The sequence below is a fragment of the Steroidobacter sp. genome, from assembly GCF_036402275.1.
GTDB lineage: Bacteria > Pseudomonadota > Gammaproteobacteria > Steroidobacterales > Steroidobacteraceae > Steroidobacter.
On the sequence record NZ_DASWTF010000013.1, the window covers coordinates 1 to 25,704 of the forward strand.

Here is a 25,704-nt window from a genome sequence, read left to right on the forward strand (position 1 = left end):
CCGCAAGCACTACCTGCGCCAGGGCACGCATCGCCAGCCCTTCACGGAAGTGAAGGTCACCGGCATCGTCGGCGGCGAACCTCATGCACTGATTTCGGAGAGCACACGCCATGGCACCTAAATAGGCAGGCGGCAGTACCAAGAACGGCCGCGATTCAGAGTCCAAGCGACTGGGTATCAAGAAGTTCGGCGGTGAGCACGTGCTCGCCGGCAACATCATCGTCCGTCAGCGTGGCACCGTTTATCGCGCCGGCGACAACGTCGGCACCGGCACGGATTACACCCTGTTCGCGACGGCCGAAGGCCGCGTGGTGTTCCGCAAGCGCGGCGTCGAGCAGAAGACTTTCGTGAGCGTCGTCTCCGAGTAATCGGGACCGCGTTCGCGCAGTATCGAAAGAGCCCCGGCCAGCGCCGGGGCTCTTTTTTTCAGGTCCGCGCAACTCCAGACTAGTCACACCCATGCGTTTCGTCGACGAAGCCACCATCAAAGTTCAAGCCGGCAACGGCGGCCGCGGGGCAGTGAGCTTTCGTCGCGAAAAATTCGTTCCGTTCGGCGGCCCGGATGGGGGCGACGGCGGCAAGGGCGCGGACATCTACTTGGTCGGCAAAGCGGGCATCAACACGCTCGCTGACTTCCGCTACAACCGCGCGTTCCGGGCGCCCCATGGCACTGCCGGCTCGGGAAACGATTGCACTGGCGCGGGCGGCACGGACCTCGAGGTCGAGGTTCCGATTGGCACGGTAATCGTCGACGTCGATACCGAAGAGCAGTTGGGCGACATCACCGAACCTGGCCAGCGGCTGCTGGTCGCGAAGGGCGGCAAAGGCGGCTGGGGCAATGCCCGCTTCAAGAGCAGCACGAATCGCACGCCGCGCAAGGCCATGCCTGGTCTTCAGGGCGAGAAGCGCGACCTTCGCCTCGAGCTCAAGGTCATGGCCGACATCGGCCTGCTGGGCTTACCGAACGCCGGCAAATCGACCTTGATCCGCGCCGTTTCAGCGGCGAAGCCGAAAGTGGCCGACTATCCGTTCACCACGCTGCACCCGAATCTCGGCGTGGTCCGCGTCGGCGTCCATCGCAGCTTCGTCATGGCGGACATTCCGGGGCTGATCGAGGGAGCGGCCGAAGGCGCCGGACTCGGTATCCAGTTCCTGAAGCACCTTCAGCGCACGCGCGTGCTTCTGCATCTCATCGACGTGTCCCCGCCGGATCCGGATGCCGATCCGGTGAAGGATGCGCGCGCGATCGTGGCGGAATTGAAGAAGTTCAGTGCGGAGCTCGCCGCTAAAGAGCGCTGGCTGGTGCTGAACAAAGTGGATCTGCTGCCCGAGGACGAAGCGGACAAGGTCTGCAAGGACATCGTCCGGCGGCTGCGCTGGAAGGGCCCGGTGTTCCGGATCTCGGGCCTGGCGCGTCAGGGCACCGAAGAGCTGTGCGAGACCATCATGAAGCGGCTGGAAGAGATCGACGCGCCGCGCGAGGCCGAGGTCGGCTAAAGCAACGAGCACCAAAAGAAAAAGCCGGGCAGAGCCCGGCTTTTTCGCATTCACGAGTCGCGCAGATCGGCTTTAGCCGGCCGACAGCTCCTTCACGCGCGCATTCAGGGCGCTCTTGTGACGAGAGGCCTTGTTGCGGTGGATCAGGCCCTTGTTCACGGCCGAGTCGATGATCGGGCCAGCGGCCTTGAGCTTGGCGACCGCGGCTTCCTTGTCACCGGCTTCGACGGCATTCACGACGCTCTTGATGGCGGTGCGCAGCTTCGAGCGGCCGGCCATGTTACGCGCACGGCGCTTAATGGTCTGGCGGGCACGCTTTTCAGCAGACTTGATATTGGCCACGGTCGTGAAGGCTCCAAAAACGAGGCCGCGAATTCTGCCGATCAGGCTCGCGTAAGGCAAGGGCAAAGTAGCCGTTGGCGGGGAATTTTGGCCGATTTCGCACCCGGAGCGGGCCTCGAACGGCCGATTTCAGGTCCGCGCGGCCCGGGCATGCGCCAAACGGCGCTCTGGACCGGCCACGCGCCGGCAAATTGCCCGCATCCCGCCACAATCCTCCCTGAGCATTCAGGGAGTCAGTCAGTACTGACTGAAGCACGCCGTCCGCTTCTTCACTACTATTGCCGCCCCATGACTCCGCCCCAGTCCACCTCGTCCGAGCCCGGCCAACCATGAGCCGAGGCATCTTTCGCAGTACTGCCATCGTCGGAATCACCACGCTCCTGTCCCGGGTCACGGGGCTGCTGCGTGACATCGTCCAGGTCGCCATGATCCCGGCGGTGTTCCTGGAGGTGTACGTCCTCGCCAACCAGATCCCCAATCTCTTGCGCCGGTTGTTTGCCGAGGGCGCGTTCTCACAGGCGTTCGTGCCGGTGGTGGCCGAGTACAAGACCAAGCGCTCGAAGGAGGAGGTGCGCGAGCTGGTGGATTCGGTCGCGGGCACGTTGGGCGGGTTCCTGGCGATTGTCTCTCTCGTCGGTGTGATCGCGGCGCCCGTGGTCGTAGCGATCTGCGCGCCCGGGTTCACCGCCAAAGAGGTGGGACAGTTCGGCCTGGCAGTGGAAATGCTCCGCTGGACCTTTCCTTATCTCTTGTTCGTATCGCTGACCGCGCTCGCCGGCGGCGTGCTCAACAGTTATCAGCAGTTCGCGTTGCCGGCGTTCACGTCGGTGGTGTTGAACGTCGTGTTGATCGTGTTCGCGGCCTGGGTATCGCCGCACTTCGAGCAGCCGGCCGTGGCGCTCGCCGTGGGCGTGTTCGTTGGCGGCCTGTTGCAGGTGTTCATTCAGTTGCCGGCGCTGATCAAGCTCGGTGTGATTCGTCGCCCGCACTGGAATTACCAGCACGAAGCCGTGCGTCGAATCGCGAAGTTGATGGGCCCGGCCATCATCGGCTCCTCGATGGGGCAGCTCAGCATCATGGTGAGCACTGGCATCGCCTCGTTGCTGGCGGACGGCAGCATGGCCTGGCTGTACTACGCGGATCGAGTGGTCGAGTTTCCGTTGGGCGTGTTCAGCATCGCGCTCGCCACGGTGATTCTCCCGAGCCTGTCTTCCCAGCACGCGAAAGAATCGCCGGATGAATTCTCGGCGACGATGGCCTGGGCCGTGCGCCTGGTGTGTCTCATCGTCATCCCGGCCTCCGTGGCGTTGTTCTCGTTGGCCGGGCCGCTGACCGCGGCACTGCTGCACTATGGTCACTACTCGGCGAAAGATGCGCAGATGACGCGGATCGCGCTGATGGCGTTCTCCCTGGCGCTGCTCGGCTGGAGCATGATCAAAGTGCTCGCAACCGGCTACTACGCCCAGCAGAACACCAAGGCCCCGGTGAAGATCGCGATGCGCTCGCTCGGCGTGACCATGGCCTTGAACGTGGTCGTGGTCCTGGCCTTGTGGCTCACCGACAATCTCAAAACGCCCGGCGCCCACGCGCTGCTGGCCCTGACCAACGGCGTCGGGGCCATCATGAACGCAACTCTGCTCTATACGGGGCTTCTGCGGTCTCAGGTCCTGAAGCGGGGGCAGGCGCTGCGCGGGCTGCTGATCCGGATCGTCCTGGCGAGCGCGCTGATGGCCGCCTTCCTGTGGTGGTTCGGCGGGGACCTGGCCACGTGGCTCGAGACCTCCAAGATCCTGCGGGTCGTCTGGCTGGCGGGCCTGGTGGTCGGCGGAATCGTCATTTATTTCGCCGCTTTGTGGGTAATGGGCGTACGCGCCGGCCAGTTCCGACTGCAGCCGCCCGCGACTTCCCTATAATGCAGGGCTTCCGGTGGATGACCTGACCCTAACCTTTGGACTGGCGGAGCACGAGGGCCGCGGTGGAGCTCATTCGGGGCCTGTATAACCTGCGTGCGCGGCAGCGTGATTGCGTGCTGACGATCGGGGCGTTCGACGGCATCCACCTGGGCCATCAGGAGATGATCCGTGTGCTGCGCGAACGCGCGGCCGAGCACGGCCTGCCGTCCGCCTTGATGTCGTTCGAGCCGACGCCGCGCGAGTTTTTCGCCAAAGGCACGCCGCCGGCCCGGCTGACCCGCTTTCGTGAGAAATTCGAGGCGCTGGAGCGCTACGGGGTCGATCGTTTCGTCTGCTTGCGGTTCGATGAGCGCATGCGCTGCCTCGGCCGCGAGGAGTTCGTGAGCGAGGTACTGGTAAAAGCGCTCGGCGTCCGCCACATCGTGGTAGGGCACGATTTCCGCTTCGGGCGCGACAACAAGGGCGATGTCGCCTGCCTGCGCTCGCTAGGCGCGGCGTCGGGGTTCGAGGTCACGGAAGTGCCGCCGTTCGAGATCGATGGCGAGCGAGTCAGCAGTTCCGCGCTACGCGAGGCGCTGGCGGTCGGTGATATGGCGCGCGCCGCGAAGTTGCTGGGCCGTCCATATCGAATGACGGGCAAGGTCATTCATGGCGAGAAGCTGGGCCGCAAGCTCGGCTTCCCCACGGCGAACCTGCGTTTGCATCGTCGCGCGACGCCGCTCGCCGGGATTTTTGCAATTCGAGTGACCGGCGGCGGATTGAAGGATGCGCCGGGTGTTGCGAGCCTCGGCACGCGACCGGCGGTGAATGGTAAGGAACTGCTGCTGGAAGCGCACGTGTTCGACTTCGATGGCGACTTGTATCGCCAGCCGTTGCACGTCGACTTCATCGCCTACCTGCGCGAGGAGCGCATGTTCGCCGACATGGATGCGCTGATCGAGCAGATGGATCGAGACGCCGCGCAGGCGCGGCAGATTTTGGCTTCGTGAATTGAGTATGGACTATAAGCAAACCATCAATTTGCCCCAGACCGACTTCCCGATGAAGGCGGATCTGGCCCGTCGCGAGCCGGAGACTCTCAAACGCTGGGAGGAAGGCCGGACGTACGCGAAGCTGCGCGAGATCGCGAAGGGGCGGCCGACGTTCATTCTCCAGGACGGTCCGCCGTATGCGAACGGTGCGATTCACCTCGGTCACGCCATCAACAAAGTCCTGAAGGACATCGTCGTCAAGTCGCGCTCGATGGACGGCTATGACGCGCCGTATGTGCCGGGCTGGGACTGTCACGGCCTGCCGATCGAACATCAGATCGAGAAGACCCGCGGCAAGGAAGTGAAGACGCTCGCGCCTCGCGAGTTCCGCCAGGCGTGCCGCGAGTACGCGCAGTCACAAATCGACGGTCAGCGCGAAGATTTCAAGCGGCTCGGCGTGATGGGCGATTGGGAACGGCCGTACATCACCATGGCGCCGAAGTACGAAGCCGAGCAGCTGCGTTCGTTCGCCCAGATCCTGCGCAATGGCCATGTCTATAAGGGCTTGAAGCCCGTGCATTGGTGTCTCGACTGCCGCTCGGCGCTGGCCGAGGCGGAAGTCGAGTACGAGGACAAAGTATCGCCTGCGCTCGATGTGCGCTTTGGCGTGAAAGATCTGGCCGATCTCGCCAAGCGTTTCGGCGTGTCTGCGTTGAAGTCGCCCGCCAGTGTGATCATCTGGACCACGACCCCGTGGACGCTGCCCGCCAACCAGGCCGTGGCGATGGGGCCCGAGTTCCGCTATTCGCTGGTCGATACGGGAACCGAGTTGCTGATCCTTGCGACCGCACTCGTCGACCCCGTGCTGAAGCGCGCTGGCGTGGAAAACTCGACGCGTCTCGCCGAAGTCGATGGTGCGAAGCTCGAAGGGCTGAAGTTACAACATCCGTTCTACGAGCGCGTGGTGCCGGTGATTCTCGGCGACCATGTCACTATCGACGACGGTACCGGCGCCGTGCACACCGCACCGGGCCATGGCGTGGAAGACTTTGAGGTCGGCGCTAAATACAAGCTCGAGGTCTACAACCCCGTCGGCAGCGACGGCCGGTTCGTGACCGGCACGCCGCTGTTCGAAGGCGAGCGCGTGTTCGATGCGAACAAGCACGTGATCGAAGTGCTAAAGGAGCACGGCACGCTGTTGCACGAGACCAAGATCAGTCACCGCTATGCCCACTGCTGGCGTCACAAGACGCCGGTGATCTATCGCGCGACGGCGCAATGGTTCATCAGCATGGAACAGGCGGGCCTGCGCAAGGGCGCGCTGCGTGAGATCGCGAAGGTGAAGTGGGTGCCCGGCTGGGGCGAGAACCGCATCACCAGCATGATGGCCGATCGTCCGGACTGGTGTATCTCTCGCCAGCGTGTCTGGGGCGTGCCGCTGCCATTGTTCACTCACAAAGCGACCGGCGAGTTGCATCCGCGTACGGTCGAGTTGATCGAGGCGGTCGCCGAGCTCGTGGAAAAAGGCGGCATCGACGCCTGGTTCGATCTCGATCCGGCGGAACTGCTCAGTCAGGAAGCCTCGGATTACGAGAAAGTCCCCGACATCATGGACGTGTGGTTCGACTCGGGATCGGCGCACCACTGCGTGCCGCAGATGCATAGCGATGTGACCGCGCCCGCCGATCTGTATCTCGAAGGTTCGGATCAGCATCGCGGCTGGTTCCACAGCTCGCTGCTGACCTCGGTCGCGCAACATGATCGCGCGCCTTACAAGGCGGTGCTGACGCACGGCTTCACGATCGATGACAAGGGACGAAAGATGTCTAAGTCCCTTGGCAACGTCGTCGTGCCCCAGAAGGTCATCGGAACGCTCGGCGCCGACGTGCTGCGCTTGTGGATCGCGGCGACCGATTACGCGAACGAGATGGCGCTCTCGGATGAGATCCTGAAGCGCGTCGCGGAGTCCTATCGTCGCATCCGTAACACCGCGCGCTTCCTGCTCGGCAACCTCGACGGGTTCGATCCGGCGACGGACAAGGTGTCTGCCTCGGAGATGGTGGAGGTCGATCGCTGGGCCATGTGGCGCACTCAGCAGCTGCAGGAGGAAGTGATCGCGGCGTATCGCAGCTATCAGTTCCACCTCATCTATCAGAAGGTGCACAACTTCTGCAGCGTCGATCTCGGCGGTTTCTATCTCGACATCACCAAGGATCGCGTCTACACCACGGGCAAGAAGAGCCTGCCGCGCCGCTCGGCGCAGACGGCGATGTTTTATATCGCCGAGGCACTCGTGCGCTGGCTCGCGCCGATTCTGTCGTTCACGGCCGAGGAGATCTGGCGTTACATGCCGGGTACTCGCTCCGAGTCGGTGTTCTTCAACACGTGGGCCGAGTTGCCGAGAGAGATGACGCATCAGCCCTCGATAAACTGGCCGCACATCCTCGGCCTGCGCAGCGCCGTCTCGCGTGAGCTGGAAAAGCTGCGCAACGCGGGCTCGATCGGCGCGCCGCTCGATGCGGAAGTCGATATCTACCTGGACTCGCCCTCATTACTGAGTGTGCTGCAGTCGTTCGGTGAGGAACTGCGGTTCGTGTTCATCACCTCAGCTGCGCGCGTGCATCCGGCGGACAATCGTCCGGCGGAAGCGGTCGCGGCGGACGAAGCGGAAGGCAATGGCGCCTGGATCGTGGTCAAGCCGACCGCGGCGGTGAAGTGCGTGCGCTGCTGGCACAAGCGTCCGGATGTGGGTCACGATCCACGTCATCCGGAACTTTGCGGCCGCTGCGTGACCAACGTGGAAGGCCCCGGCGAGCAGCGGCGCTTTACTTGAGGTTGATGGCAATGACCAACCCCCTGGCGAAAGTCTGGTTCACGCCCACGCGCGGCGGCAGCAACTGGCTGTGGCTGTCGTTCTTCGTGGTGATCCTGGACCAGGCCACCAAGGCGCTTGTAATCAGCACCGTGAAGTTCCAGGACAGCATCTCGCTGCTGCCCATTCTCGATATCGTCTATCTGGAAAACACTGGCGCGGCGTTCAGCATCCTGGCGCAGGCGTCGGGCTGGCAGCGATGGTTTTTCATCACGCTGGCCGTGGTGGTGAGCCTGACCTTGATGATCTGGCTGCGACGCATTCGGTCGGATCAAACCATCCTCGCGATCGGCCTGTCGCTGGTGCTGGGCGGTGCGCTCGGCAACGTGATCGATCGCGTCATGCATGGCTACGTGGTCGACTTCATCTATTTCAACTGGCGCACCTGGGATTTCCCGGCGTTCAACATTGCCGACACGGCAATCTCTATTGGCGCGGCCTGCCTGCTCATCGATGCTTTCCTTGAGAGCGGCCACGATCGCCGTCCCGCCGACAGCACACCGCAGACCCCGCCGAGTAAGTGACGATGCAGATTCTTCTCGCCAATCCTCGCGGTTTCTGTGCTGGCGTCGACCGTGCCATCGACATCGTCGAGCGCGCGGTGGAGTTGTTTGGCGCGCCCATCTACGTGCGGCACGAGGTCGTTCACAATCGTTACGTGGTGGAGCGCTTGCGCAGCCTCGGGGCGGTGTTCGTCGAAGAGCTGGACGAAGTGCCGGACGATGCGACGGTGATCTTCAGCGCCCACGGTGTGGCGCGCTCGGTTCAGGAAGAAGCGCGTCGCCGCGATCTCAAGGTGTTCGATGCGACCTGTCCGCTGGTGACCAAAGTCCACATGGAAGTGTCGCGTTATGCGATCGAGGCGCGCGAGGTGATCCTGATCGGCCACGAAGGTCACCCCGAAGTCGAAGGCACGATGGGCCAGTTCGACACTCAGTACGGCGGTCGCATCGTGCTGGTCGAGACGCCGGAAGACGTGGAGAAGCTGCATATCGAGAATCCCGAGCGCCTGGCGTTCGTGACGCAGACGACTTTGTCCGTCGACGATACGCAGAAGGTGGTCGACGCCTTGCGCTGCCGGTTCCCGACGTTGACGACGCCGCGCAAGGAAGACATCTGTTACGCGACTCAGAACCGGCAGGATGCGGTGAAGCGGCTCGTCGAACGCTGCGACATCATTCTGGTGGTCGGCTCGCCGAGCAGCTCGAACTCGAATCGCTTGCGTGAGATTGCGGAGAAGGCTGGGATCCCGGGCTATTTGATCGACGGTCCCGAGGATATGAAGCGCGAGTGGTTCGACGGCAAGCGCGTCGTCGGCGTGACCGCGGGCGCATCGGCGCCGGAGGTGCTCGTCGAGCGCGTCGTCGCGAAGCTGAAGGAGTGGGGTGGGCAGGCGCCGGAGAATCTTCAGGGCCAGGTTGAAAACGTCGTGTTCAGCTTGCCGCGAGAGCTTCGCGTACCGCTCGTGCGCGCTGAGGCGCGCACCGCTTCGACAGAAAAACCAAACTAACTACCTGATCTCCACTCTCGTCACATACGAGGCCGCGCCCGATCCCGGCGCGGACCAGCTGACGGCGACGATGTAGCTGGCGGGCGTCATCGACGTGTCCCGTGAGATTGACCCGAGGCCGCTGGGCAGCGCGTTCTCTACTTCATCTTCCCAGCACGCTGCGATCTGCGCTGTCTTGTCTTGAGGCGAGGGTGTCTTGGCGCTTTCATCGCAGATCACGCCGACCGTCGTGGCGAAGCCGTCGCGGCCTTCGCTGGTGGAGCGGATGCGTTCAGCCATCTCCTCCGCGAGCTCGGCGGCGCGCAGGGGCAGACGGGCGTCGGCGGGAATGTGAGTCTGATCCGAGTAGAGCGCGGCGATGCCGATGATGGCCACGGCCATCACCAACAAGGCGGCAAGCACTTCGACGATGTTGAACCCGCGCGCGCGATGAGGGCTGCGCAGAGTCGGCATTGGTCCTCCCATACGGAAGGCATGATGGCTATCCGGTGGGACAGCGTAAAGGGCGATTGTCACTGTCGCGTTTTGAGACACGCGGACGGCCGACGGTGTTGATGATGACGGCGCGCGCCTGCGCAGGCCCGCGACGATCGCAGAACACGACCGTGCCGTTGACCACTCCGTGGTGATCCGACCTGAACGAGTAGCTGCGCCGATTCGATGTGATCGTGCCGCCAGGCCACTCGGGCTGGACCGCGAGCACGGTTTCGTCCGCATCCCGCACCGGAGGCTGATCGTGATCCGAGTTCACGAACACCATCCAGCCCTGCTGCCAGTTCGCCGTCTGATTGCCGCAGGTCTGACCGTCGGACGAGCGGCAAATGCTCACCATCCTGTTCCGGCTGATGGCCGTGCTTCGCGCCAGAAAAATGGCGTGGAGGAAGCCGTTCACCGCAACCGTCCGCTGCGAATCCCGCCACAGTGTGTCGAAGGATGGGGCGGCGAGTCCCAGCAAGGCGGCCAGGATGCAGACACCGATCATCAGCTCCAACAGGCTGAAGCCACCCGGCCGGGGGCAATGGGCTCGAGACATGACGCGTTCCCTCGCTTGTTGCCGGCCAACATAACGGTGTCGATGCGCCCCGAAACGTCGATTTAGCGGCTTTTTTGCCTGATTTCTCGCCTCCAGCCGAATGCCGAGGTATGCTCGGCCATAGAGTATTTGCCCGGATTTTTTAGTGGCGGGTTCTTACGTGACTTCCGAGTACAGCCATAACGCCGACCTGGGCTCCGTCCCAGCCGAGGCCACCCCGACCCGCGATCGGATTGCCCAGCAGCTGCATCTGCACGGCCTGAAGCCGACGCACCAGCGGGTGCGGGTGGCCGAGATCCTGATGGCGGCCCCCACCCACATGACCGCGGAGCAGATCCTGGCGGAGATCCGCCGGGGCGGCGAGCGGGTGTCCAAGGCCACGGTCTACAACACGCTCAAAGTGCTGGCCCAGCGCGGCCTGGTGCGCCAGATCCACCTGGATCCGGAGCGCTCGGTGTACGACTCGACCATCGCGCCTCACCACCACTTCCACGACCTGGAAACCGGCGAGCTCAAGGACATCGACCCGAACGACATCGCGTTCAGCCGTTTCCCGACATTGCCGGAGGGCATGGAGGCGGAGGCCGTGGAGGTCGTGATCCGCCTGCGCCGGAAACGGACCGCGGACGGCGGCTGAGTCGGTTTGCGGGCGGCCTGTTCCCCCGCCACTTCTTCCCCTATACTTCGCCCCCCGCCGCACCGGGCCTCCGGTGCCGCATCGGTTCTTCGGTGCCGACTTAGCTCAGCTGGTAGAGCAACGCATTCGTAATGCGTGGGTCCGCGGTTCGATTCCGCGAGTCGGCACCATTTCCCGAGCCAAAACATCCACTTACGCTGCTGTCAGGTTGGCGCTGAGTGGGATGAAGCAATGAAAAAACAATTCATTCCCAACGAGACCACCTTCCGAATCCAGATTCCCGAGACCACCGTTTACGGATTCCAAGGCGAAGGTTGTTACGAGGAAACGCTGGAAGACCACGTCATGTACAGCATCGTGCAACCGTTGCGGGAGCAGTACATCCAGTTCGAATTCACATTTCATGCGTTCGACGTGAAAGATGGATTTGGCATGGAGTTGCGAGTCGACGGTTCGCGGTTGGAAGGGTTTTCCATTGTGGATCGGTTGGAAGAACGGCTTCGCTCCGGGGTGGTCGTGACGCAGCTTCAGTATGGTCGCTGGGTGGTCGTTCACGACGATTCCAGGAAATCGATTCGTCGGTAATCGATTCCGGCGAGTGCCGCTACAGGGTGTCCCTTTGGGGTAAATGGAAGATGACGCGAGGACGCTGTGCTGGGAATGCGGGGAGCAAGATGCGGGTCACGGAAACAAAAACCGACGACTTCGCTTTCAAATACAACCCGTGGATCAGAGATCTGACGCTCGGCATCGGTCATGCGTTCTGTTTCAGTCAGATTCCACAACGATTCGAGCTGGATCAAAACCCGTTCGGCGATCCCAACCTGGTCACAATGAACAATGTCGCGTTCAGCGAGGATTTTTCACAACTCACATTTGACGCCAGATATCAGCGGAAGCACCGGCAATTCGTAATAACAGCCGCCAATGAGCAGCAAAAAATCATGTTCGAATTTTTTGCCCGGTTGAATGCGAATGGCTTCAGGACCCAGGACGACGAAGCAGATCACTTAGAGCTCCATTTCGAGAAAGGCGGGCTCGACTCCATACAGATCTATAAAAACGACGAACGCTGCAATCTGCTGGATTCTTTGCGCATCTTCAGCGAAGCCGGTCGTTATTTTTTGGTGAAACAATGCCCATGGAGGAAGTTCGAACTGACCTCCATGAGGGTGGATGACCATCGATGGATCAGTAGGTCGGCTGACGAAGAGTTCGTGTTCGACCTGCAGGTACAGCCGGTGATTTATGAAACTGTCAAAAGGTTGGTGGATATCAGCACCCCGCCTGCCTGAAGATTCCGATCAAGCGCGCGACGATTCCAGTGACGGAGGAGATACCGCCTGGCCCGATGCCGCCGCCCGGGCGAAGTGGCGCTTGAGCCGAAGCAAAGGCTGCTCGAACAAATAGAACGAAGCCGTGGCCACGGCGATCGTCAGGGCTGAGACGCCAATCAACCGCACCCACGGCGTCATCTCACCCAGCGCCAGCGACGCGGCGACCAGGCAAAGCGGGTGATAGATGTACACCCCGTAACTGACCTTACCAACCTGACGCAGCGGAGCGAGCGCAAACACGCGGGCGTCCTTCGCGATCAGCAGCAGTCCGCCGCACGCGAGCGCCGTCATGCTGTAACCGATCGTGCCGACCAGCAGCGAATTGCGCGCGAAGTTGCCAGTCCCCGCGAGGTACAGCACTGGCGCCCACAGCACCACGAGCCACCTGAAATGTCGGACCGGCAAGCCCTCGCGCATCAGGATCGCGAGCAGCGCACCGACGGCGAACGAGTCGGCGCGAAACACCATGTGCAGCCACATCCATCCGAGCGGCTCCCACAGGACGATGCGGACCAGCGGCATCGCCATGATCAACGCGAGACACACGGCCATCACTTGACGATTGGACATCCGGTAGATCAGCGCCGGCCAGATCAAATAAAACTGTTCTTCGAGCGACAGACTCCAGGTGATATCGAGCAGAAACAACTGCCAGCCGTCGGTCAGCGCCACGTTGCCCAGATAGAGCCAGTAGAACCACGCGTCCTCGATCGCCTCGCCGGGCATTTCCTTGACCAGCGGCAGCACGATGAGCACGAGCGTCAACAGTAAGTAATAAAGCGGAAATATGCGCAGCGCGCGGCGCATGTAAAAATTGCGGAAGTGATGCGGGTCATCGCGCGTGTCGCGCAGGATGCCCGTGATCAGGAATCCGCTGAGCACGAAAAACAAATCGACGCCGACCCAGCCGAGCGCCGCGAAGTCGTTGAACCAATGTCCCGATGAGTACCCGCCGCCCCAGAAGTGAGTCAACAGCACCAGTGCAATCGCCAGAGCCCGCACACCGTCCAGTTGCGGAATATATCCTTCGATTGTTTGTTCGGTGTTTTTCACGACCAGGCAGCAATGTTTCTAATCACGCGGATGCTGCGATTGATACAGATGGAAATCCCTGGCGCACATTGGCCGAAGGGACCGAGCGAGGCAGGGCGTTGCGCGCCGAGCCGTGCTAATCTGCCGCGCCTGGGCTCGTTGGAGTCCGCTTTAAACCGCTGTTTTCAAGAGCAATGACTTCCCTCGGACGCAATCGCTGGCGGAACTTGTCGCGACTGATCGTGTTGGCGCTGGCCGCCTACGGCGCGTGGTACTTAAGTACCGACACCTGGCGCAAAGTCGCGGTCGATGCCGCGCCCCGGCCGGTCGTGCCTCGTCGGGAATTGATGCAGGATGAGCAGGCCGTCATCGGACTGTTCGAAGCCGCTAAAGGCTCGGTCGTTTACATTTCGACACAAGAGCGCGTGCTGGACTATTGGACACGCAACGTGATGACGGTCCCGCGCGGCACCGGCTCGGGATTCATTTGGGACGAGCAAGGGCACGTGATCACCAATCTGCACGTGGTCCAGGGCAGCAGCCAGGCGATCGTGAAGCTCGCCGACGGTCGCGATTTCGAGGCCACGTTCGTCGGCGGCAGCGCCGCGCACGATATCGCCGTGTTGCGAATTCAAGCGCCGGACAATGCGCCCGCGCCCATTCCTGTCGGCACCAGCGCGGACGTGCAGGTGGGCCAGAAAGTGTTCGCCATCGGCAACCCATTCGGCCTCGACTGGACGTTGACGACCGGCATCGTGTCGGCGCTCGATCGGTCGCTGGACGGCGAGGACGGCCGCGTCATTCAACATCTCATCCAGACCGACGCCGCGATCAATCCCGGCAACTCGGGTGGGCCGCTGCTCGACAGCTCCGGACGGTTGATCGGCATGAACACCGCCATCTTCAGTCCGTCCGGCGCGAGCGCGGGCATCGGCTTCGCGGTGCCGGTGGACACGATCAATCGAGTCGCGCCAGAGTTGATTGCAACCGGCCGCTACGCGCCGCCGAGTCTGGGCGTCGAGGTCGATGAAGTGCTGAGCCGCGCCGTCGCTCGCCAGCTCGGCATCAGTGGCGCCGCGATTCTTCGCGTGCAGCAAGGCGGCACCGGCGATCGCGCGGGGTTGCGCGGCGCTCGCATGGGCCGTCGGAATTCCATCATTCCGGGCGACGTGATCGTCGGGATCGACGGCGAGGATGTCGACAGCGGTGCGCTGCTGGCCGCGCGTCTGGATGACTACAAGCCGGGCGATACGGTACGCCTGAAGGTCTGGCGCGAAGGCAAAGAGATCGAGCTGACCGCCGAGCTGCAGCAGGGCGACTAGTCGCGGTAAACTTCCAAGCCAACGCCGCGCCTCGCGCGGCGTTCGCGTTATTGCCATCAGGAGCGAGAGTGTCAGGAGAAAGTGCGCAGCCAACGCAGCCCGCGCGTACCAAATCGCAGCGCAAGCTCACGCCTGCGCGCATGTTCGTTTACCGGCTCGCGGTGTATCTGGGCGCGTTCATTCTGGAGGTGCTCTGGCGCACCAGCCGGCTGCAGATCATCGGGCTGGAGCGTCTGGAAACATTGTTGAAAGAGCAAGGCGCGGTCGTGCCCGTGTTCTGGCATCAGCATCTGCTGATGGCCGCGCGCTTCATGTGCTCGAACAAGATCCGGGGCATGAAGCCGGGCTTCATGATCTCCCCGTCGGTGGACGGGCAGGCGCCGACCATGTTGGCGGAGTTGTATGGCGCTCACGTGGTGCGTGGCTCTGGTTCCTACACCGGCGTGCGCGCGGTGCGCGGCGTTTATAACGCCATCGTGAAGGAGGGCATTTCGCCCACCATCACGCCTGATGGCCCACGAGGCCCGCGTTTTGAAATGAAACCCGGCGCGATCTTCACTGCGCAGATCAGCGGTAAGGCCGTCGTGCCGATTGCCTATGCCGCGAGTCCCGCGAAGCTGCTGAGAACCTGGGACAAGTTCGTCATTCCCTCACCCTTCGCGCGCCTGCGCATCGCCATCGGCGAGCCGTACTTTCCGCCGAAGCGGATGACTGATGAGGAAATGGCCGCGGCTCAGAAGGAGCTCGAGCGCCGGCTGCACGAGACGTTCAAGATCGCCCAGCGCGCGCTTTGACCGGTGGTATTTCGCCGCAGTCCTTGTCGATGCAATCTTCCACTTCGATCTGAATCGTCGCGTGCGTGATGCCGAAACGCTCGGCCAACAGCGCTTTGGTGTCTTTCAGCACGAGCGCCTGATCCGCCGCGCCGTTGACGAGCGCGTGCATCGTTAGAAGGGTTTCGTGCGGGCCGACCGACCAGGTGTGCACATGATGCACGTCGCGGATGGCCGGAATCTTCTGCTCCAGGGTCCGGCGCAGCTCGCCTTGATCCAGCCATTCCGGCGATCCCTCCATGAGAATGTGCGCCGACCGGCGCACCAGCGTGATGGCGCTCTTCACGATCAAGGCGCACACCAGCAGCGACAGCAAGGGATCGATGGGCAGCCAGCCGGTCCAGAGAATGACCAGCGCCGCGACGATCGCGGCTGCCGATCCCAATAAATCGCCGAACACGTGCAGGGCGGCGGCCGAGACGTTCATGTCGTCGTGAGAGTGGCTGCGGGTGAGCATGCCGAACACGATGAGATTGACCGCCAGGCCGATGCTGCCGATCCACAGGATGACGCGCGCGTTCACTGGCACTGGGTTGATCAGCCGTTCGATGGCTTCGTACGAGATCCACGCGACGATGAACAACAAGGCGCAGCCATTGACGAACGTGGCCAGCACCCGCAGGCGTTGATAGCCGAAGGAGCGCTTGGCGTCGGCCGGACGGGAGGCGATGTGAACCGCGGCCCAGGCGAGCGCCAGGGCGGCGGCATCGGTCAGCATGTGGCCCGCGTCCGCGACCAGTGCCAACGACTTCGCCAGGACACCGCCAGCGAACTCGACCAACATGAACAGCGCGGTCAGCGCAAACGCCACGCCCAGCACCCGGCCGCTGGCGCCGGCGGTGTGGTCGTGACTGTCGTGGTTGTGACCAGCGTGCTCGTGGCCGCCATGGTCATGGCCGCCGCAGGCTGCGTGATCGTGGGCAGAGTGGTCACCGGCGCCGCCGGCTCCATGCCGGTGCTCGCCGTGGTGGTGTCCGCCGGGCGGGTGCCGGTGGTCGTTCATATTGCCAGGATAAGGCGATTGGTTTTCCCGGGCCAGACGTCTTCATCTGGTCGAAAGTGGCCGAGGCCCTTTCGACACGCCCGGCAAAAGGCGTGACTTTTGCCGGACTATCAACCCACCTGACCCTATAATCCGCGCGCGCATGAAACTCTCCGTCGTCATTCCCGTCTGCAATGAGGCTGACAATGTCGGGCCGCTGGCCCGCGAAATCCAGGCCGCACTGGTCAACCATCAGCCCTTCGAGATCATTTTCGTCGACGACGGCAGTACGGACGGCACCGTCGCGGCCGTTCAGGCTGCGCGCGATGGCGGTATCCCTGAGATCCGGTTGCTGGAGCATTCCCAGCGCTGCGGGCAAAGCCGAGCCGTGTGCACGGGTGTCGAGGCAGCTCGCGCCGAATGGGTCGCGACTCTCGACGGTGACGGTCAGAACGATCCCGCCGACATCCCGGAGTTGATCAAGGCCGTCACCGCGGGCGACGAGTCGCTGAAGCTCGTGATGGGCAACCGCACCACACGAAAAGACACCTGGCTGCGCCGGATCTCTTCACGTGTGGCGAATCGCGTACGCGGTGGGCTGCTTCGCGACGGCACGCCCGACACGGGCTGCGGCATCAAGCTCATGCACCGGGCCACCTTCATGCGGCTGCCCTGGTTCAACCACATGCACCGCTTTCTGCCGGCCTTGTACCAACGGGCCGGCGCGCGCGTGGTGTCCGTTCCCGTTCATCATCGGCCTCGCACGCGCGGCGTGTCCAAATACGGGCTCAGCAATCGCCTCTGGGTCGGCATCGTCGATCTGTTCGGGGTGCGCTGGTTGATCCTGCGCAATCCGCCGCTTGTTCGCATCCGGGAAACCCTGCCGCGCGAATGAGTCAAGCGTCTGACGGGGGATCCGTCGGTTCGCGTACGGCCTGCATAGAGAAATGTCGCTGTTTGGCGTCTAGGGTCGAATGAGAGACTTGGCACCGCGCTTTTCATCGCATATTTTGCTGTGCCACAATCGGTCGATCGCCGCCTTGCTATTCATATTCGCGGGAGTCGAGAGGGCTTGGGCCCGTCTCGACCAGTCAAGCAGGGCAGGCGTGAGAGTTTCGATTCGGGAGGGTGCCCTGAATGACTGTCTCAGCCATTTTGGCGAACCAGTCAGCGGCGCCCGGGATTCGCAAGGATTCCCGGCTCCGCGATAAGAACTGCAAGAACAATTCAGGCGCAGCGGACAAGGATCGCTGCCCTTCGTTGAGTCCGCATGCGCGCGGCTCGGCGACAACCGCTCACTGACGCGTCCCGCAAGTGGCAAGCAACCCGACAGAACATGCGACGCTGAGCGCGCCGAGCGGTGACACCTTGTTCACGGCGCGTCCGCGCCGCAAGTCCAACGCGGGCCTGGACGTGTTGCTCACCAAGGCCTCCATCGATTTCCAGAATCTGACCAGCGAGCGCGACGATCCGCTGCTCAAACATAATCTGGAGGCGCTGCGCGAAGCGGCCGGGCTCGACGCCATCGTCATCGCGACTTTCGATGAAGCGCACAAGAGCATCGAGCACGTGGTCGCGGCCAGCGGCCTGTTCGCCACCTTCAACCCGATCGTATTTCATGGCGAGCCGCTCGAGCGCTTGCCGTATCTTCGTAGCAAGCTCGGTCATCTGCGTATCGTCGAGATCCGCGACACCGCGCATCCGCGCCGTGAGCTGACCGCCGAAGGCGTCCGATTCGCGTCCTTGCACATCGGCGCCGCGCTGGTGGTGGGCGTGGCCATTCAGGGGCGCGTTCAGGCCTTCATCGCGCTGTGCTCGACCCTGCCGCGCGACTCGTGGGACGCCAACCTGCACTTGATGCTCAAGCTGCTCGGTTCGAGTTATTCGAGCGGCGTGGAAAGGTTGCGCTACCAAAAACATTTTCATCAGCTCGAAGAGCGCAACGAGCTGGCGCTGCACGGCGCGAACGACGGTTTGTGGGACTTCGAAGTCGACAGCCAGAGAACCTGGTTCTCCCCGCGCTGGAAAGCCATGCTCGGATACAGCGACGAAGACGCCGAGCCGCTGACCGACTGGCAACAATTGTTACATCCCGATGACACGGTTCGCGTCAGCACGGCGCTGCGCGATCACCTCTCTGGCAAGGAACCGTTGTTCGAGAGCGTGCATCGCCTGCGTCACCGCGATGGCGTGTGGCTGTGGGTCGAGAGCCGGGCCAAGGCGCGCGTCGATGAGCATGGGCGCGCACGTCGCATCGTCGGCGTCGATCTCGATGTCACCGAGCGCAAGCTGTACGAAGAAGCGCTGTTCAAAGAGAAGGAGAGCGCGCAGATCACGCTGCAGTCCATCGGCGACGGCGTGATCACCACCGATTCGAAGTGCCGCATCGAATATCTCAATCCGGTCGCCGAGCAGCTGACGGGGTGGCGGCTGGAGCACGCGCAAGGCCGTGTGATCGACGAGATCTTCCGCAGCTTCCACGAAGAAACGTGCGAGCCGTTGGAGAATCCGCTGGCGGTTGCGATTCGTCGCACGCGCGCCATCAAGTCTGTGCGCCCGACGCTGCTGATCCGCCGCGATGGCAACGAGCTCTACATCGAGAGCTGCGCCTCGCCGATTCGCGATGGCGCGGGCAATGTGTCCGGAGGCGTGCTGGTGTTCCATGACGTGAGCGAGAGCCGCGAGCTGAATCGCAAGCTTTCGTATCACGCGAGCCACGATATTCTCACGGGCCTCGTCAACCGCCGCGAATTCGAGTCGCGACTGGAGCGGGCGTTGAAGAGCGCGAAGGCGCGCGAGGCGTCGTACGCGCTTTGTCACATCGATCTCGATCAATTCAAGATCATCAACGACAACTGCGGTCACAGCGCGGGCGATGCGCTGCTCGGTCAGGTCGGCGCGTTGCTCAAGTCGAAGATTCGCTGGCGCGATACCGTGTCACGTCTGGGCGGCGATGAGTTCGGCGTGCTGCTCGAGAGCTGCTCGCTCGAAGAAGCTGTGCGCAACGCCGAAATGCTTCGCGAAGCGATCCGCAACTACAAGTTCGTGTGGGAAGAGCGCACGTTCCGTCTCGGCGCGAGCATCGGCGTGGTGCCGTTGTCACCTGAGAACGAGGATGTGGCTTCGCTGATCTCGGCCGCGGACAGTGCTTGCGCCGCCGCCAAGGAAAGCGGCCGCAATCGCATCTACAGCTTCCAGGAAAACGACATCGACCTGATGCGCCGTCGGCGCGAGATGCAGTGGGCCGCACGCATCAACAACGCGCTGGAAGACAATCGGTTTGAGATCTTCCGCCAGGTCATTCAGCCGCTGCAGCACAAGGACGCCGCCCACGGCCTGCATTACGAGCTGCTGCTACGCATCCGCGATGAGGCGGGCAAGATCGTCGCGCCGGATCAGTTCATCGTCGCGGCCGAGCGCTACGGCCTGACGCCGAACATCGATCGCTGGATGATCGAGCACGCGCTGCGCTGGCTCGTGTCCGAGGCGGACGAGCGGGAGAAGCTCGAGCTGTGCTCCATCAACTTGTCCGGCCAGAGCCTGGGCGACGACAAATTCCTGCCGTTCGTGATCGATCATTTCCATCGCAGCGGCATCGACGCTTCCAAAATCTGTTTCGAGATCACCGAGACCGCCGCCATCGCGAGCTTCTCGCAGGCGAACCGGTTCATCCATGCGCTGAAGGAGCTGGGCTGCCGCTTCGCGCTCGACGACTTCGGCACCGGCCTGTCCTCGTTCGGTTACCTGAAGCACTTCCCGGTGGACTTCCTGAAGATCGACGGCAGCTTCGTCAAAGAAATCCTGCACGATCCGATCGACCGCGAGATGGTGCGCTCGATCAACGAAATCGGTCACCTCACCGGCAAGCAGACCATCGCCGAGTTCGCCGAGAACGTGGAGATCATCGAGATGCTACGCAGCCTGGGCGTGGACTATGCCCAGGGCTACGGCATAGCGACGCCGCAACGAGTGATGAAGCTCGCCTCGGGCAACGAAGCGTTCTGACGAGCCGGCCTCGCCTTCGCTGTCCGAACGCGCTATTTCTCTCTTGTTGCCGGCCGCAGGCCAAAAATAAAAAATAGTTTTCCCCTCCCGTGCACGGGAGGGGGCAGGGGGTGGGTCTTCCGGTCGACTACGCGAAGCGCATCGACAAATCCAACGCCCTCACGTGCTTCGTGAGCCCGCCGACAGAAATGAAATCGACACCCGTCTCGGCCACCTCACGCAGCGTCTCCAGCGACATATTTCCTGACGCCTCGAGCTCGATCCCTTTGTTCTGATGCGATCGGGTGATGCTCACCGCGGTCTTCATGTCGTCGTTGGAAAAGTTATCCAGCAGGATGCGATCCACCTTGGCCGCGAGCGCCTGCTGCAACTCGTCTAGATTCTCCACCTCGACTTCCAGCATCACCTTGCTGTTGACGAGCCGAGCCTCCGCCACCGCAGCCGCAATCGACCCGGCTGCGGCGATGTGATTTTCCTTGACCAGGATGGCGTCGAATAACCCGATGCGGTGATTCGTGCCGCCGCCACAACGCACGGCATACTTCTGCGCGAGTCGCAGGCCAGGAATTGTTTTACGCGTGTCGAGCACACGGCAGCTCGTGCCCTTCAGAGCTTCGGCATAACGGCTGGTCTCCGTCGCCGTTCCCGACAGCAACTGCAGAAAGTTCAGCGCCGAGCGTTCACCGGTCAGCAGAGACCTCGATGGGCCGGTGAGCTCGCACAGCAGCTGATTGGCGCGAACACGATCGCCGTCCTGCGCTTTCCAAACGATCTGCACTCGGGTGTCGATCTGACGAAACACCTCGTCGAACCAGGCGCGCCCGCACAGCGTCGCGTCCTCGCGCGTGATGACTGTGGCCTTCGAGGTCCGATCCGCGGGAATCAGTTGCGCCGTGAGATCGCCGGTCGCGACGTCCTCTTCCAACGCAGTAGCCACGGAACGGGTGATGTACTCGGAACTGGGCAGGGCAATCGACATGATTCGTCCTCGAACGCGAGATGCGAAAGATACGCTGGATTGCCCGGACGCCAAAACGGCAGAACCCGGCCGGAGCCGGGTTCCACAGGTGTTGCGAGCCGAAAAGTCGGTTAGAACGGCAGGCCGTGGCTCTGACCACCCATGCACATCAGCATGGGCACGGACAGGATGAAGTTCACCCGTGACGCGTATAGCGCCACTTTGCGGGCCTTGGCCTTTTCCTCGTCGGTGGCGGGTTTGATGCCGAGCACTTTTTTCTGGTTCGGCCAGATCAGGCCCCAGACGTTCAACAGCATGATGGTGCCCAGCCAGGCGCCGACGCCGATGGTGACGAAGCCCTCTTGCAGCATGAACGCCTTGCCGAGGGCATCGGGCGTCCCATAGCCGAACAGCAGGAAATACGCGCCCGTGAGCCAGGTCAGCACCGCCGCCCAGCGAAACCACCAAAGGGCTCTGGGGGCGACATATTTCGTGATGCCCCCGCCACCCGGGCCGCCTTTATCGGCCGTAGCGTCCGCCAGGGCGGGCACCTGAACGACATTGAAGTAGTACAGCAGGCCGATCCACATCACGCCCGAGACGATATGCAGCCAGCGGTCCAGCTGGGCATGGTGGAAGCCGATCCCGTCCGATCCGACCACCGTGGCGGTGATGATGACGGACAGCACAATGGCGAGCACGAAGGCGGAAATGATGGCTCCGCGCACCGTAGTCAGTGGATGCATGACCGTACTCCTCGCTAAACCGTTGTTCTTTCTCGCCGCCCCAGGGCTTCCGTGCAGTACCCGGACTACGGCTTATGTCAGCAAAAAGCGTTTGAAGAATAGGGTAGGCATCCCCATAATTCAATTGTCAGCCCCGTCCGTCATGACGTTCCCACCACACTTACGTCCGCCCGTTGCGTCGCCCTGTATCAAGGTCTGCGTGCTCGATGCACGGAACGTCTGTGTCGGCTGCGGCCGCACTATTGACGAAATCACGCAATGGTCGCGTCTGACGGAGGAGCAGCAGCGCCTGGTCGTGGACCGGGCGCGGCAGCGGCGCGAAGCCGCGTCTTGAACATTGCGGCGTGTAGCCGCATCTTGAACAGTTTGAGCTTTCACTTTCGAGGTTTCCGATGGACGTCATCGAACGCATCAAGTCGCAGCTGTCCTCCAGCCCGGTCGTGCTGTACATGAAGGGCACGCCCGACTTTCCCCAGTGCGGATTCTCGGCGGCGGCAGTGCGCGCGCTCGGCGCCGTCGGCGCAGAGTTCCAGCACGTCAACATTTTCGAGGATCCGGAGCTGCGCGAGGCGCTGAAGCAGTACTCCAACTGGCCGACGTATCCTCAGCTGTACGTCAACGGCGAGCTTATCGGTGGCTCCGACATCATCATCGAGATGTACAAGACCGGTGAGCTGCAGAAGCTGATCGGCGAGGCAGCTCGCGCGGCTGGCTGATTCGTCTTAGCTTCCCCGGCCTTTGCTTCACCCTCTCCCACGGCGGGAGAGGGTGCGTCGGGACGAGCCTTCTGCGTCGCCGTCCCGTAGACTGTTCGCATGACTCAGCTGACTCTGCTTCGTCCCGACGACTGGCACTTGCACGTGCGAGACGGCGCCCATCTGGCGAGCGTCGTTCCTTTCACCGCCCGGCAGTTCGCTCGCGCGGTCATCATGCCCAATCTCAAGCCACCGGTGACGACTGTCGCTGCCGCGGCTTCTTATCGTGAGCGCATCCTGCAGGCCGTGCCGGCGGGGCTGCGATTCGAGCCGTTGATGACGTTGTATCTCACCGATACGACGTCTCCTCAGGAGATCCACGCCGCGAAAGCGAGCGGCTTCATCGTCGGCGCGAAACTGTATCCGTCGGGCGCGACCACCAACTCCGATGCCGGCGTGACCGCCATCGAGAAAATCTTCCCGGTGCTCGAGGCCATGCAGGAAGCGGATCTGGTCTTTCAAGTGCACGGTGAGGTGACGGAGCATTCGGTGGACGTCTTCGATCGCGAGAAGGTTTTCATCGATCGCATCATGTCGCGCATCGTCGAGAAGTTTCCGAAGCTGCGCGTGGTGTTCGAACATGTGACCACTCGCGAAGGCGTCCAGTTCGTGAAGAGCGCTCGCGCCGGCGTTGGCGCGACGATCACGCCGCAACACCTGCTGTTGAACCGGAACGCGATCTTCCAAGGCGGCATTCGTCCTCACAACTATTGCCTGCCCGTCCTCAAGCGCGAGCACGATCGTCAGGCGCTGGTCGATGCGGCTACCAGCGACGATGCTCGATTCTTCTTGGGCACGGACAGTGCGCCCCATGCGCGGCATACCAAGGAGAACGCTTGTGGTTGCGCCGGTGTGTTCTCGGCGCACGCTGCTATCGAGCTGTATGCGGAAGCTTTCGAAACAGTCGGCCGCCTGGATCGGCTGCAGGCGTTCGCTTCGGAGCGCGGTCCTGACTTCTACCGCCTGCCGCGAAATACAACCAAAATTACTTTGAACCGAACCGCGTGGACGCCGCCCGCCCTGTATCGTTTCGGTAACGATGAGCTCACGCCCTTCCGCGCCGGCGAGAGCATCGCCTGGCAGCTGTCCGAGGAAACTCCGTCTTGAGTGAAGCAGCGAGTGTAGAAGTCGAAGGCAAGCTGCCCATGGCTCGCCGCTTTCGCGGCTTCCTGCCTGTGGTCATCGACGTGGAGTGCGGCGGGTTCAATCCGAACACCGATGCGCTGCTGGAAATCGCGGCGGTGCTGCTCGAGATTCAGGGCGATGGGACGTTGCTGCCGGGGGAGAGCTGGCGGTATCACGTTCAACCTTTCCCGGGCGCGAATCTCGAACCTGCGTCACTCGCGGTGACGGGCATCGATCCGTTTCATCCGCTTCGGCCGGCGATTCCGGAGAAGGAAGCGCTGACTCGGCTGTTCAAAGAGATCCGGCGTGCGATGAAAGACAACGATTGCACGCGTGCAATTCTCGTCGGGCACAACGCTTATTTCGATCTGAACTTCATCAATGCCGCCATTGCGCGCACGGATATCAAGCGGAATCCGTTTCATCCGTTCTCCAGCTTTGATACTGCCACGCTCGCTGGCGTGGCTTATGGGCAGACGGTGCTGGGGAAGGCGCTGCAGGCAGCGGGCATTGAGTGGGATTCGGGCGCGGCGCACTCCGCTGCGTACGATGCGCAGAAGACGGCAGAGTTGTTCTGCAAGATCTGTAACACGATGAAGGCGGCGGTGGGCTAAAGCTTCGCCGCCCAGCTCGCGATCGTGTCCGCGAGCTCTTCCATCACCTCACGATCGTTGCGCCCTGATCGGGCAAGCACGTGGAACGAATGGTCCGCGCCCTCGATGCGCTTCAGCGTCGCGCGTGTGCCCAGCTTGTCCACGATCGGTTCGAGCAGCGTCAGGTCCGCCAGGTCATCTCGCGTTCCCTGCAGAAACAGCATGGGAATGTTTACCTCCGCCAGATGCGCAGCCCGCTCGACCGACGGCTTCTTGGCCGGATGCAACGGAAATCCCACGAACGCGAGCCCGCGCACGTCGGGTAGCGATTTAGCGGCCTGAGCTTGCGAGGTCATTCGGCCGCCGAACGATTTGCCACCAGCAATCAGCGCGACACCGGGCGCCTGCTTATGCGCTTCTTCCACGGCCGCTCGCACTGTCGCATGACAAAGCGCCGGCGGATCGGGGCGCTTCGAGCCGTTCTCCATATACGGAAACTGATATCGGAGTGTGCCGATGGCTCGGGATTCCAGCGCGTTCGCAAGGTCGGCCATGAAGGAATGGTTCATGCCCGCGCCGGCTCCATGCCCGAAGATGAAGCATGACTTTGCAGATGCCGGCATCTGCAGCAGTGCCGACACGCGGATGTTCGGTTTGACTTCGATGCTGAGAGGAGCAGGCTTCATCAGGTGAGTATGGCGGCTTTGAACCCACTCGCCAACTTGATGCGGGAGCGGTTAAAGCTGACAGCCGCGGACGGTTTTTGCTTCTATGCTTCGTGGGTTCAGCAGGACGAACTTGGAGGAGGAACGATGAAACCTCGCATCACGCTGATTACCCTCGGTGTAGACGATCTCGAACGCGCCCTCCAGTTCTATCGAGATGGGCTCGGCCTGCCGACCGACGGTATCGTTGGCAAAGAATTCGAACACGGCGCGGTCGCGTTCTTTCAGCTCGAAGGCGGACTGCGTCTCGCGTTGTGGCCACGCAAGAGCCTCGCTCACGATAGCGGCTTGACGGTAGCAGCGCCCAGCGCGACTGATTTTTGCCTTGCTCACAATGTGAGATCGAAAGCCGAAGTCGACGCAGTGATGGATCAGGCAAGGAACGCCGGCGCAACCATCGTCAAAGCCGCGCATGACACGTTCTACGGCGGCTACGCCGGCTATTTCCAGGATCCGGATCAGCATCTTTGGGAGGTCGCATGGAACCCGCAGATGCTGCCGCCGAAATAGATCGTT

26 protein-coding genes, 1 tRNA gene and 1 pseudogene are annotated in these 25,704 nt (G+C 62.4%); 20 read left to right on the top strand and 8 right to left on the bottom strand.

Annotated elements, in window-relative coordinates:
- Window positions 1-125: 125 nt before the first annotated feature.
- Both rpmA and cgtA read left to right on the top strand, forming a co-directional pair.
- Window positions 126-368: pseudogene (rpmA, locus tag VGD45_RS04795) on the top strand (50S ribosomal protein L27); the annotation flags it as partial.
- A 91-nt stretch (window positions 369-459) separates the two neighbouring features.
- Window positions 460-1,497: an Obg family GTPase CgtA gene (gene cgtA / locus VGD45_RS04800; RefSeq protein WP_331154131.1), complete on the top strand. Its 1,038-nt coding sequence runs from the start codon at window positions 460-462 to the stop codon at window positions 1,495-1,497.
- A 72-nt stretch (window positions 1,498-1,569) separates the two neighbouring features.
- Here cgtA and rpsT read toward each other — a convergent pair whose 3' ends face one another.
- Entirely contained in the window at window positions 1,570-1,839 is a 270-nt protein-coding gene (rpsT, locus tag VGD45_RS04805) for a 30S ribosomal protein S20 (protein WP_331154132.1), read from the bottom strand.
- A 329-nt stretch (window positions 1,840-2,168) separates the two neighbouring features.
- On the opposite strand from rpsT, the gene murJ reads away from it, so the two are divergent.
- The 5 genes from murJ to ispH all read left to right on the top strand — a co-directional run bounded on the left by murJ (window position 2,169) and on the right by ispH (window position 9,105).
- The gene (murJ, locus tag VGD45_RS04810) at window positions 2,169-3,752 is read left to right on the top strand and encodes a murein biosynthesis integral membrane protein MurJ (RefSeq protein ID WP_331154133.1); all 1,584 of its coding nucleotides are present in this window, start codon (window positions 2,169-2,171) and stop codon (window positions 3,750-3,752) included.
- Window positions 3,753-3,814: 62 nt separating this feature from the next.
- Window positions 3,815-4,741: a bifunctional riboflavin kinase/FAD synthetase gene (locus VGD45_RS04815; protein WP_331154134.1), complete on the top strand. Its 927-nt coding sequence runs from the start codon at window positions 3,815-3,817 to the stop codon at window positions 4,739-4,741.
- 7 nt (window positions 4,742-4,748) lie between these two features.
- On the top strand, window positions 4,749-7,556 hold the full coding sequence (gene ileS, locus VGD45_RS04820) for an isoleucine--tRNA ligase (protein WP_331154135.1): 2,808 nt from the start codon (window positions 4,749-4,751) through the stop codon (window positions 7,554-7,556).
- 11 nt (window positions 7,557-7,567) lie between these two features.
- The gene (lspA, locus tag VGD45_RS04825; protein WP_331154136.1) at window positions 7,568-8,119 is read left to right on the top strand and encodes a signal peptidase II; all 552 of its coding nucleotides are present in this window, start codon (window positions 7,568-7,570) and stop codon (window positions 8,117-8,119) included.
- 2 nt (window positions 8,120-8,121) lie between these two features.
- Window positions 8,122-9,105, top strand: a complete 984-nt coding sequence (ispH, locus tag VGD45_RS04830; protein WP_331154137.1) for a 4-hydroxy-3-methylbut-2-enyl diphosphate reductase — start codon at window positions 8,122-8,124, stop codon at window positions 9,103-9,105.
- Here ispH and pilV read toward each other — a convergent pair whose 3' ends face one another.
- Together pilV and VGD45_RS04840 are read right to left on the bottom strand one after the other, a co-directional pair.
- Window positions 9,106-9,558 (bottom strand): type IV pilus modification protein PilV, encoded by a 453-nt coding sequence (pilV, locus tag VGD45_RS04835; RefSeq protein ID WP_331154138.1) that lies wholly within the window; start codon window positions 9,556-9,558, stop codon window positions 9,106-9,108.
- Window positions 9,559-9,586: 28 nt separating this feature from the next.
- Window positions 9,587-10,138 carry a GspH/FimT family pseudopilin gene (locus VGD45_RS04840; protein WP_331154139.1) on the bottom strand — a complete coding sequence of 184 codons (552 nt, stop codon included), beginning with the start codon at window positions 10,136-10,138 and terminating at the stop codon, window positions 9,587-9,589.
- A gap of 160 nt (window positions 10,139-10,298) precedes the next feature.
- On the opposite strand from VGD45_RS04840, the gene VGD45_RS04845 reads away from it, so the two are divergent.
- The 4 genes from VGD45_RS04845 to VGD45_RS04860 all read left to right on the top strand — a co-directional run bounded on the left by VGD45_RS04845 (window position 10,299) and on the right by VGD45_RS04860 (window position 12,070).
- On the top strand, window positions 10,299-10,775 hold the full coding sequence (locus tag VGD45_RS04845; protein WP_331154140.1) for a Fur family transcriptional regulator: 477 nt from the start codon (window positions 10,299-10,301) through the stop codon (window positions 10,773-10,775).
- A gap of 94 nt (window positions 10,776-10,869) precedes the next feature.
- Window positions 10,870-10,945 (top strand) — tRNA-Thr (locus VGD45_RS04850).
- Window positions 10,946-11,006: 61 nt separating this feature from the next.
- A complete protein-coding gene (locus VGD45_RS04855) occupies window positions 11,007-11,360 on the top strand; it encodes a hypothetical protein (RefSeq protein WP_331154141.1) in 354 nt (117 codons plus the stop codon).
- A gap of 89 nt (window positions 11,361-11,449) precedes the next feature.
- A complete protein-coding gene (locus tag VGD45_RS04860; RefSeq protein WP_331154142.1) occupies window positions 11,450-12,070 on the top strand; it encodes a hypothetical protein in 621 nt (206 codons plus the stop codon).
- A gap of 9 nt (window positions 12,071-12,079) precedes the next feature.
- Here the strand turns inward: VGD45_RS04860 and VGD45_RS04865 are convergent, their stop codons facing one another.
- Window positions 12,080-13,165, bottom strand: coding sequence for an acyltransferase (locus VGD45_RS04865; RefSeq protein ID WP_331154143.1), 1,086 nt, complete (start codon window positions 13,163-13,165; stop codon window positions 12,080-12,082).
- 173 nt (window positions 13,166-13,338) lie between these two features.
- Here VGD45_RS04865 and VGD45_RS04870 point away from each other — a divergent pair, with 173 nt between their 5' ends.
- Together VGD45_RS04870 and VGD45_RS04875 are read left to right on the top strand one after the other, a co-directional pair.
- Window positions 13,339-14,466: a S1C family serine protease gene (locus tag VGD45_RS04870; RefSeq protein WP_331154144.1), complete on the top strand. Its 1,128-nt coding sequence runs from the start codon at window positions 13,339-13,341 to the stop codon at window positions 14,464-14,466.
- A gap of 68 nt (window positions 14,467-14,534) precedes the next feature.
- Window positions 14,535-15,260: a lysophospholipid acyltransferase family protein gene (locus VGD45_RS04875; protein ID WP_331154145.1), complete on the top strand. Its 726-nt coding sequence runs from the start codon at window positions 14,535-14,537 to the stop codon at window positions 15,258-15,260.
- Here VGD45_RS04875 and VGD45_RS04880 read toward each other — a convergent pair.
- Entirely contained in the window at window positions 15,235-16,302 is a 1,068-nt protein-coding gene (locus tag VGD45_RS04880) for a cation diffusion facilitator family transporter (RefSeq protein WP_331154146.1), read from the bottom strand. The genes VGD45_RS04875 and VGD45_RS04880 overlap by 26 nt on opposite strands.
- A gap of 142 nt (window positions 16,303-16,444) precedes the next feature.
- Between VGD45_RS04880 and VGD45_RS04885 the strand changes: the two genes are divergently transcribed.
- Both VGD45_RS04885 and VGD45_RS04890 read left to right on the top strand, forming a co-directional pair.
- Window positions 16,445-17,176, top strand: a complete 732-nt coding sequence (locus VGD45_RS04885) for a glycosyltransferase family 2 protein (protein ID WP_331154147.1) — start codon at window positions 16,445-16,447, stop codon at window positions 17,174-17,176.
- Window positions 17,177-17,595: 419 nt separating this feature from the next.
- Entirely contained in the window at window positions 17,596-20,286 is a 2,691-nt protein-coding gene (locus tag VGD45_RS04890; RefSeq protein WP_331154148.1) for an EAL domain-containing protein, read from the top strand.
- Between the two features lie 127 nt (window positions 20,287-20,413).
- On the opposite strand, the gene nadC is transcribed toward VGD45_RS04890, so the two are convergent.
- Window positions 20,414-21,265 carry a carboxylating nicotinate-nucleotide diphosphorylase gene (gene nadC / locus VGD45_RS04895; RefSeq protein WP_331154149.1) on the bottom strand — a complete coding sequence of 284 codons (852 nt, stop codon included), beginning with the start codon at window positions 21,263-21,265 and terminating at the stop codon, window positions 20,414-20,416.
- Between the two features lie 110 nt (window positions 21,266-21,375).
- Window positions 21,376-21,834: a urate hydroxylase PuuD gene (locus VGD45_RS04900; RefSeq protein WP_414717560.1), complete on the bottom strand. Its 459-nt coding sequence runs from the start codon at window positions 21,832-21,834 to the stop codon at window positions 21,376-21,378.
- A gap of 298 nt (window positions 21,835-22,132) precedes the next feature.
- On the opposite strand from VGD45_RS04900, the gene VGD45_RS34305 reads away from it, so the two are divergent.
- The 4 genes from VGD45_RS34305 to rnt all read left to right on the top strand — a co-directional run bounded on the left by VGD45_RS34305 (window position 22,133) and on the right by rnt (window position 24,484).
- Entirely contained in the window at window positions 22,133-22,324 is a 192-nt protein-coding gene (locus VGD45_RS34305; RefSeq protein ID WP_414717556.1) for a DUF1289 domain-containing protein, read from the top strand.
- Window positions 22,325-22,382: 58 nt separating this feature from the next.
- Entirely contained in the window at window positions 22,383-22,706 is a 324-nt protein-coding gene (gene grxD / locus VGD45_RS04905; protein ID WP_331154151.1) for a Grx4 family monothiol glutaredoxin, read from the top strand.
- Between the two features lie 99 nt (window positions 22,707-22,805).
- Window positions 22,806-23,852 (top strand): dihydroorotase, encoded by a 1,047-nt coding sequence (gene pyrC, locus VGD45_RS04910; RefSeq protein ID WP_331154152.1) that lies wholly within the window; start codon window positions 22,806-22,808, stop codon window positions 23,850-23,852.
- Between the two features lie 38 nt (window positions 23,853-23,890).
- Window positions 23,891-24,484 (top strand): ribonuclease T, encoded by a 594-nt coding sequence (gene rnt, locus VGD45_RS04915; protein WP_349263220.1) that lies wholly within the window; start codon window positions 23,891-23,893, stop codon window positions 24,482-24,484.
- Here the strand turns inward: rnt and VGD45_RS04920 are convergent.
- Entirely contained in the window at window positions 24,481-25,149 is a 669-nt protein-coding gene (locus VGD45_RS04920) for an alpha/beta family hydrolase (protein WP_331154154.1), read from the bottom strand. The genes rnt and VGD45_RS04920 overlap by 4 nt on opposite strands.
- A 126-nt stretch (window positions 25,150-25,275) precedes the next feature.
- Between VGD45_RS04920 and VGD45_RS04925 the strand changes: the two genes are divergently transcribed.
- Window positions 25,276-25,698 carry a VOC family protein gene (locus tag VGD45_RS04925; protein ID WP_331154155.1) on the top strand — a complete coding sequence of 141 codons (423 nt, stop codon included), beginning with the start codon at window positions 25,276-25,278 and terminating at the stop codon, window positions 25,696-25,698.
- Window positions 25,699-25,704 lie beyond the last annotated feature (6 nt).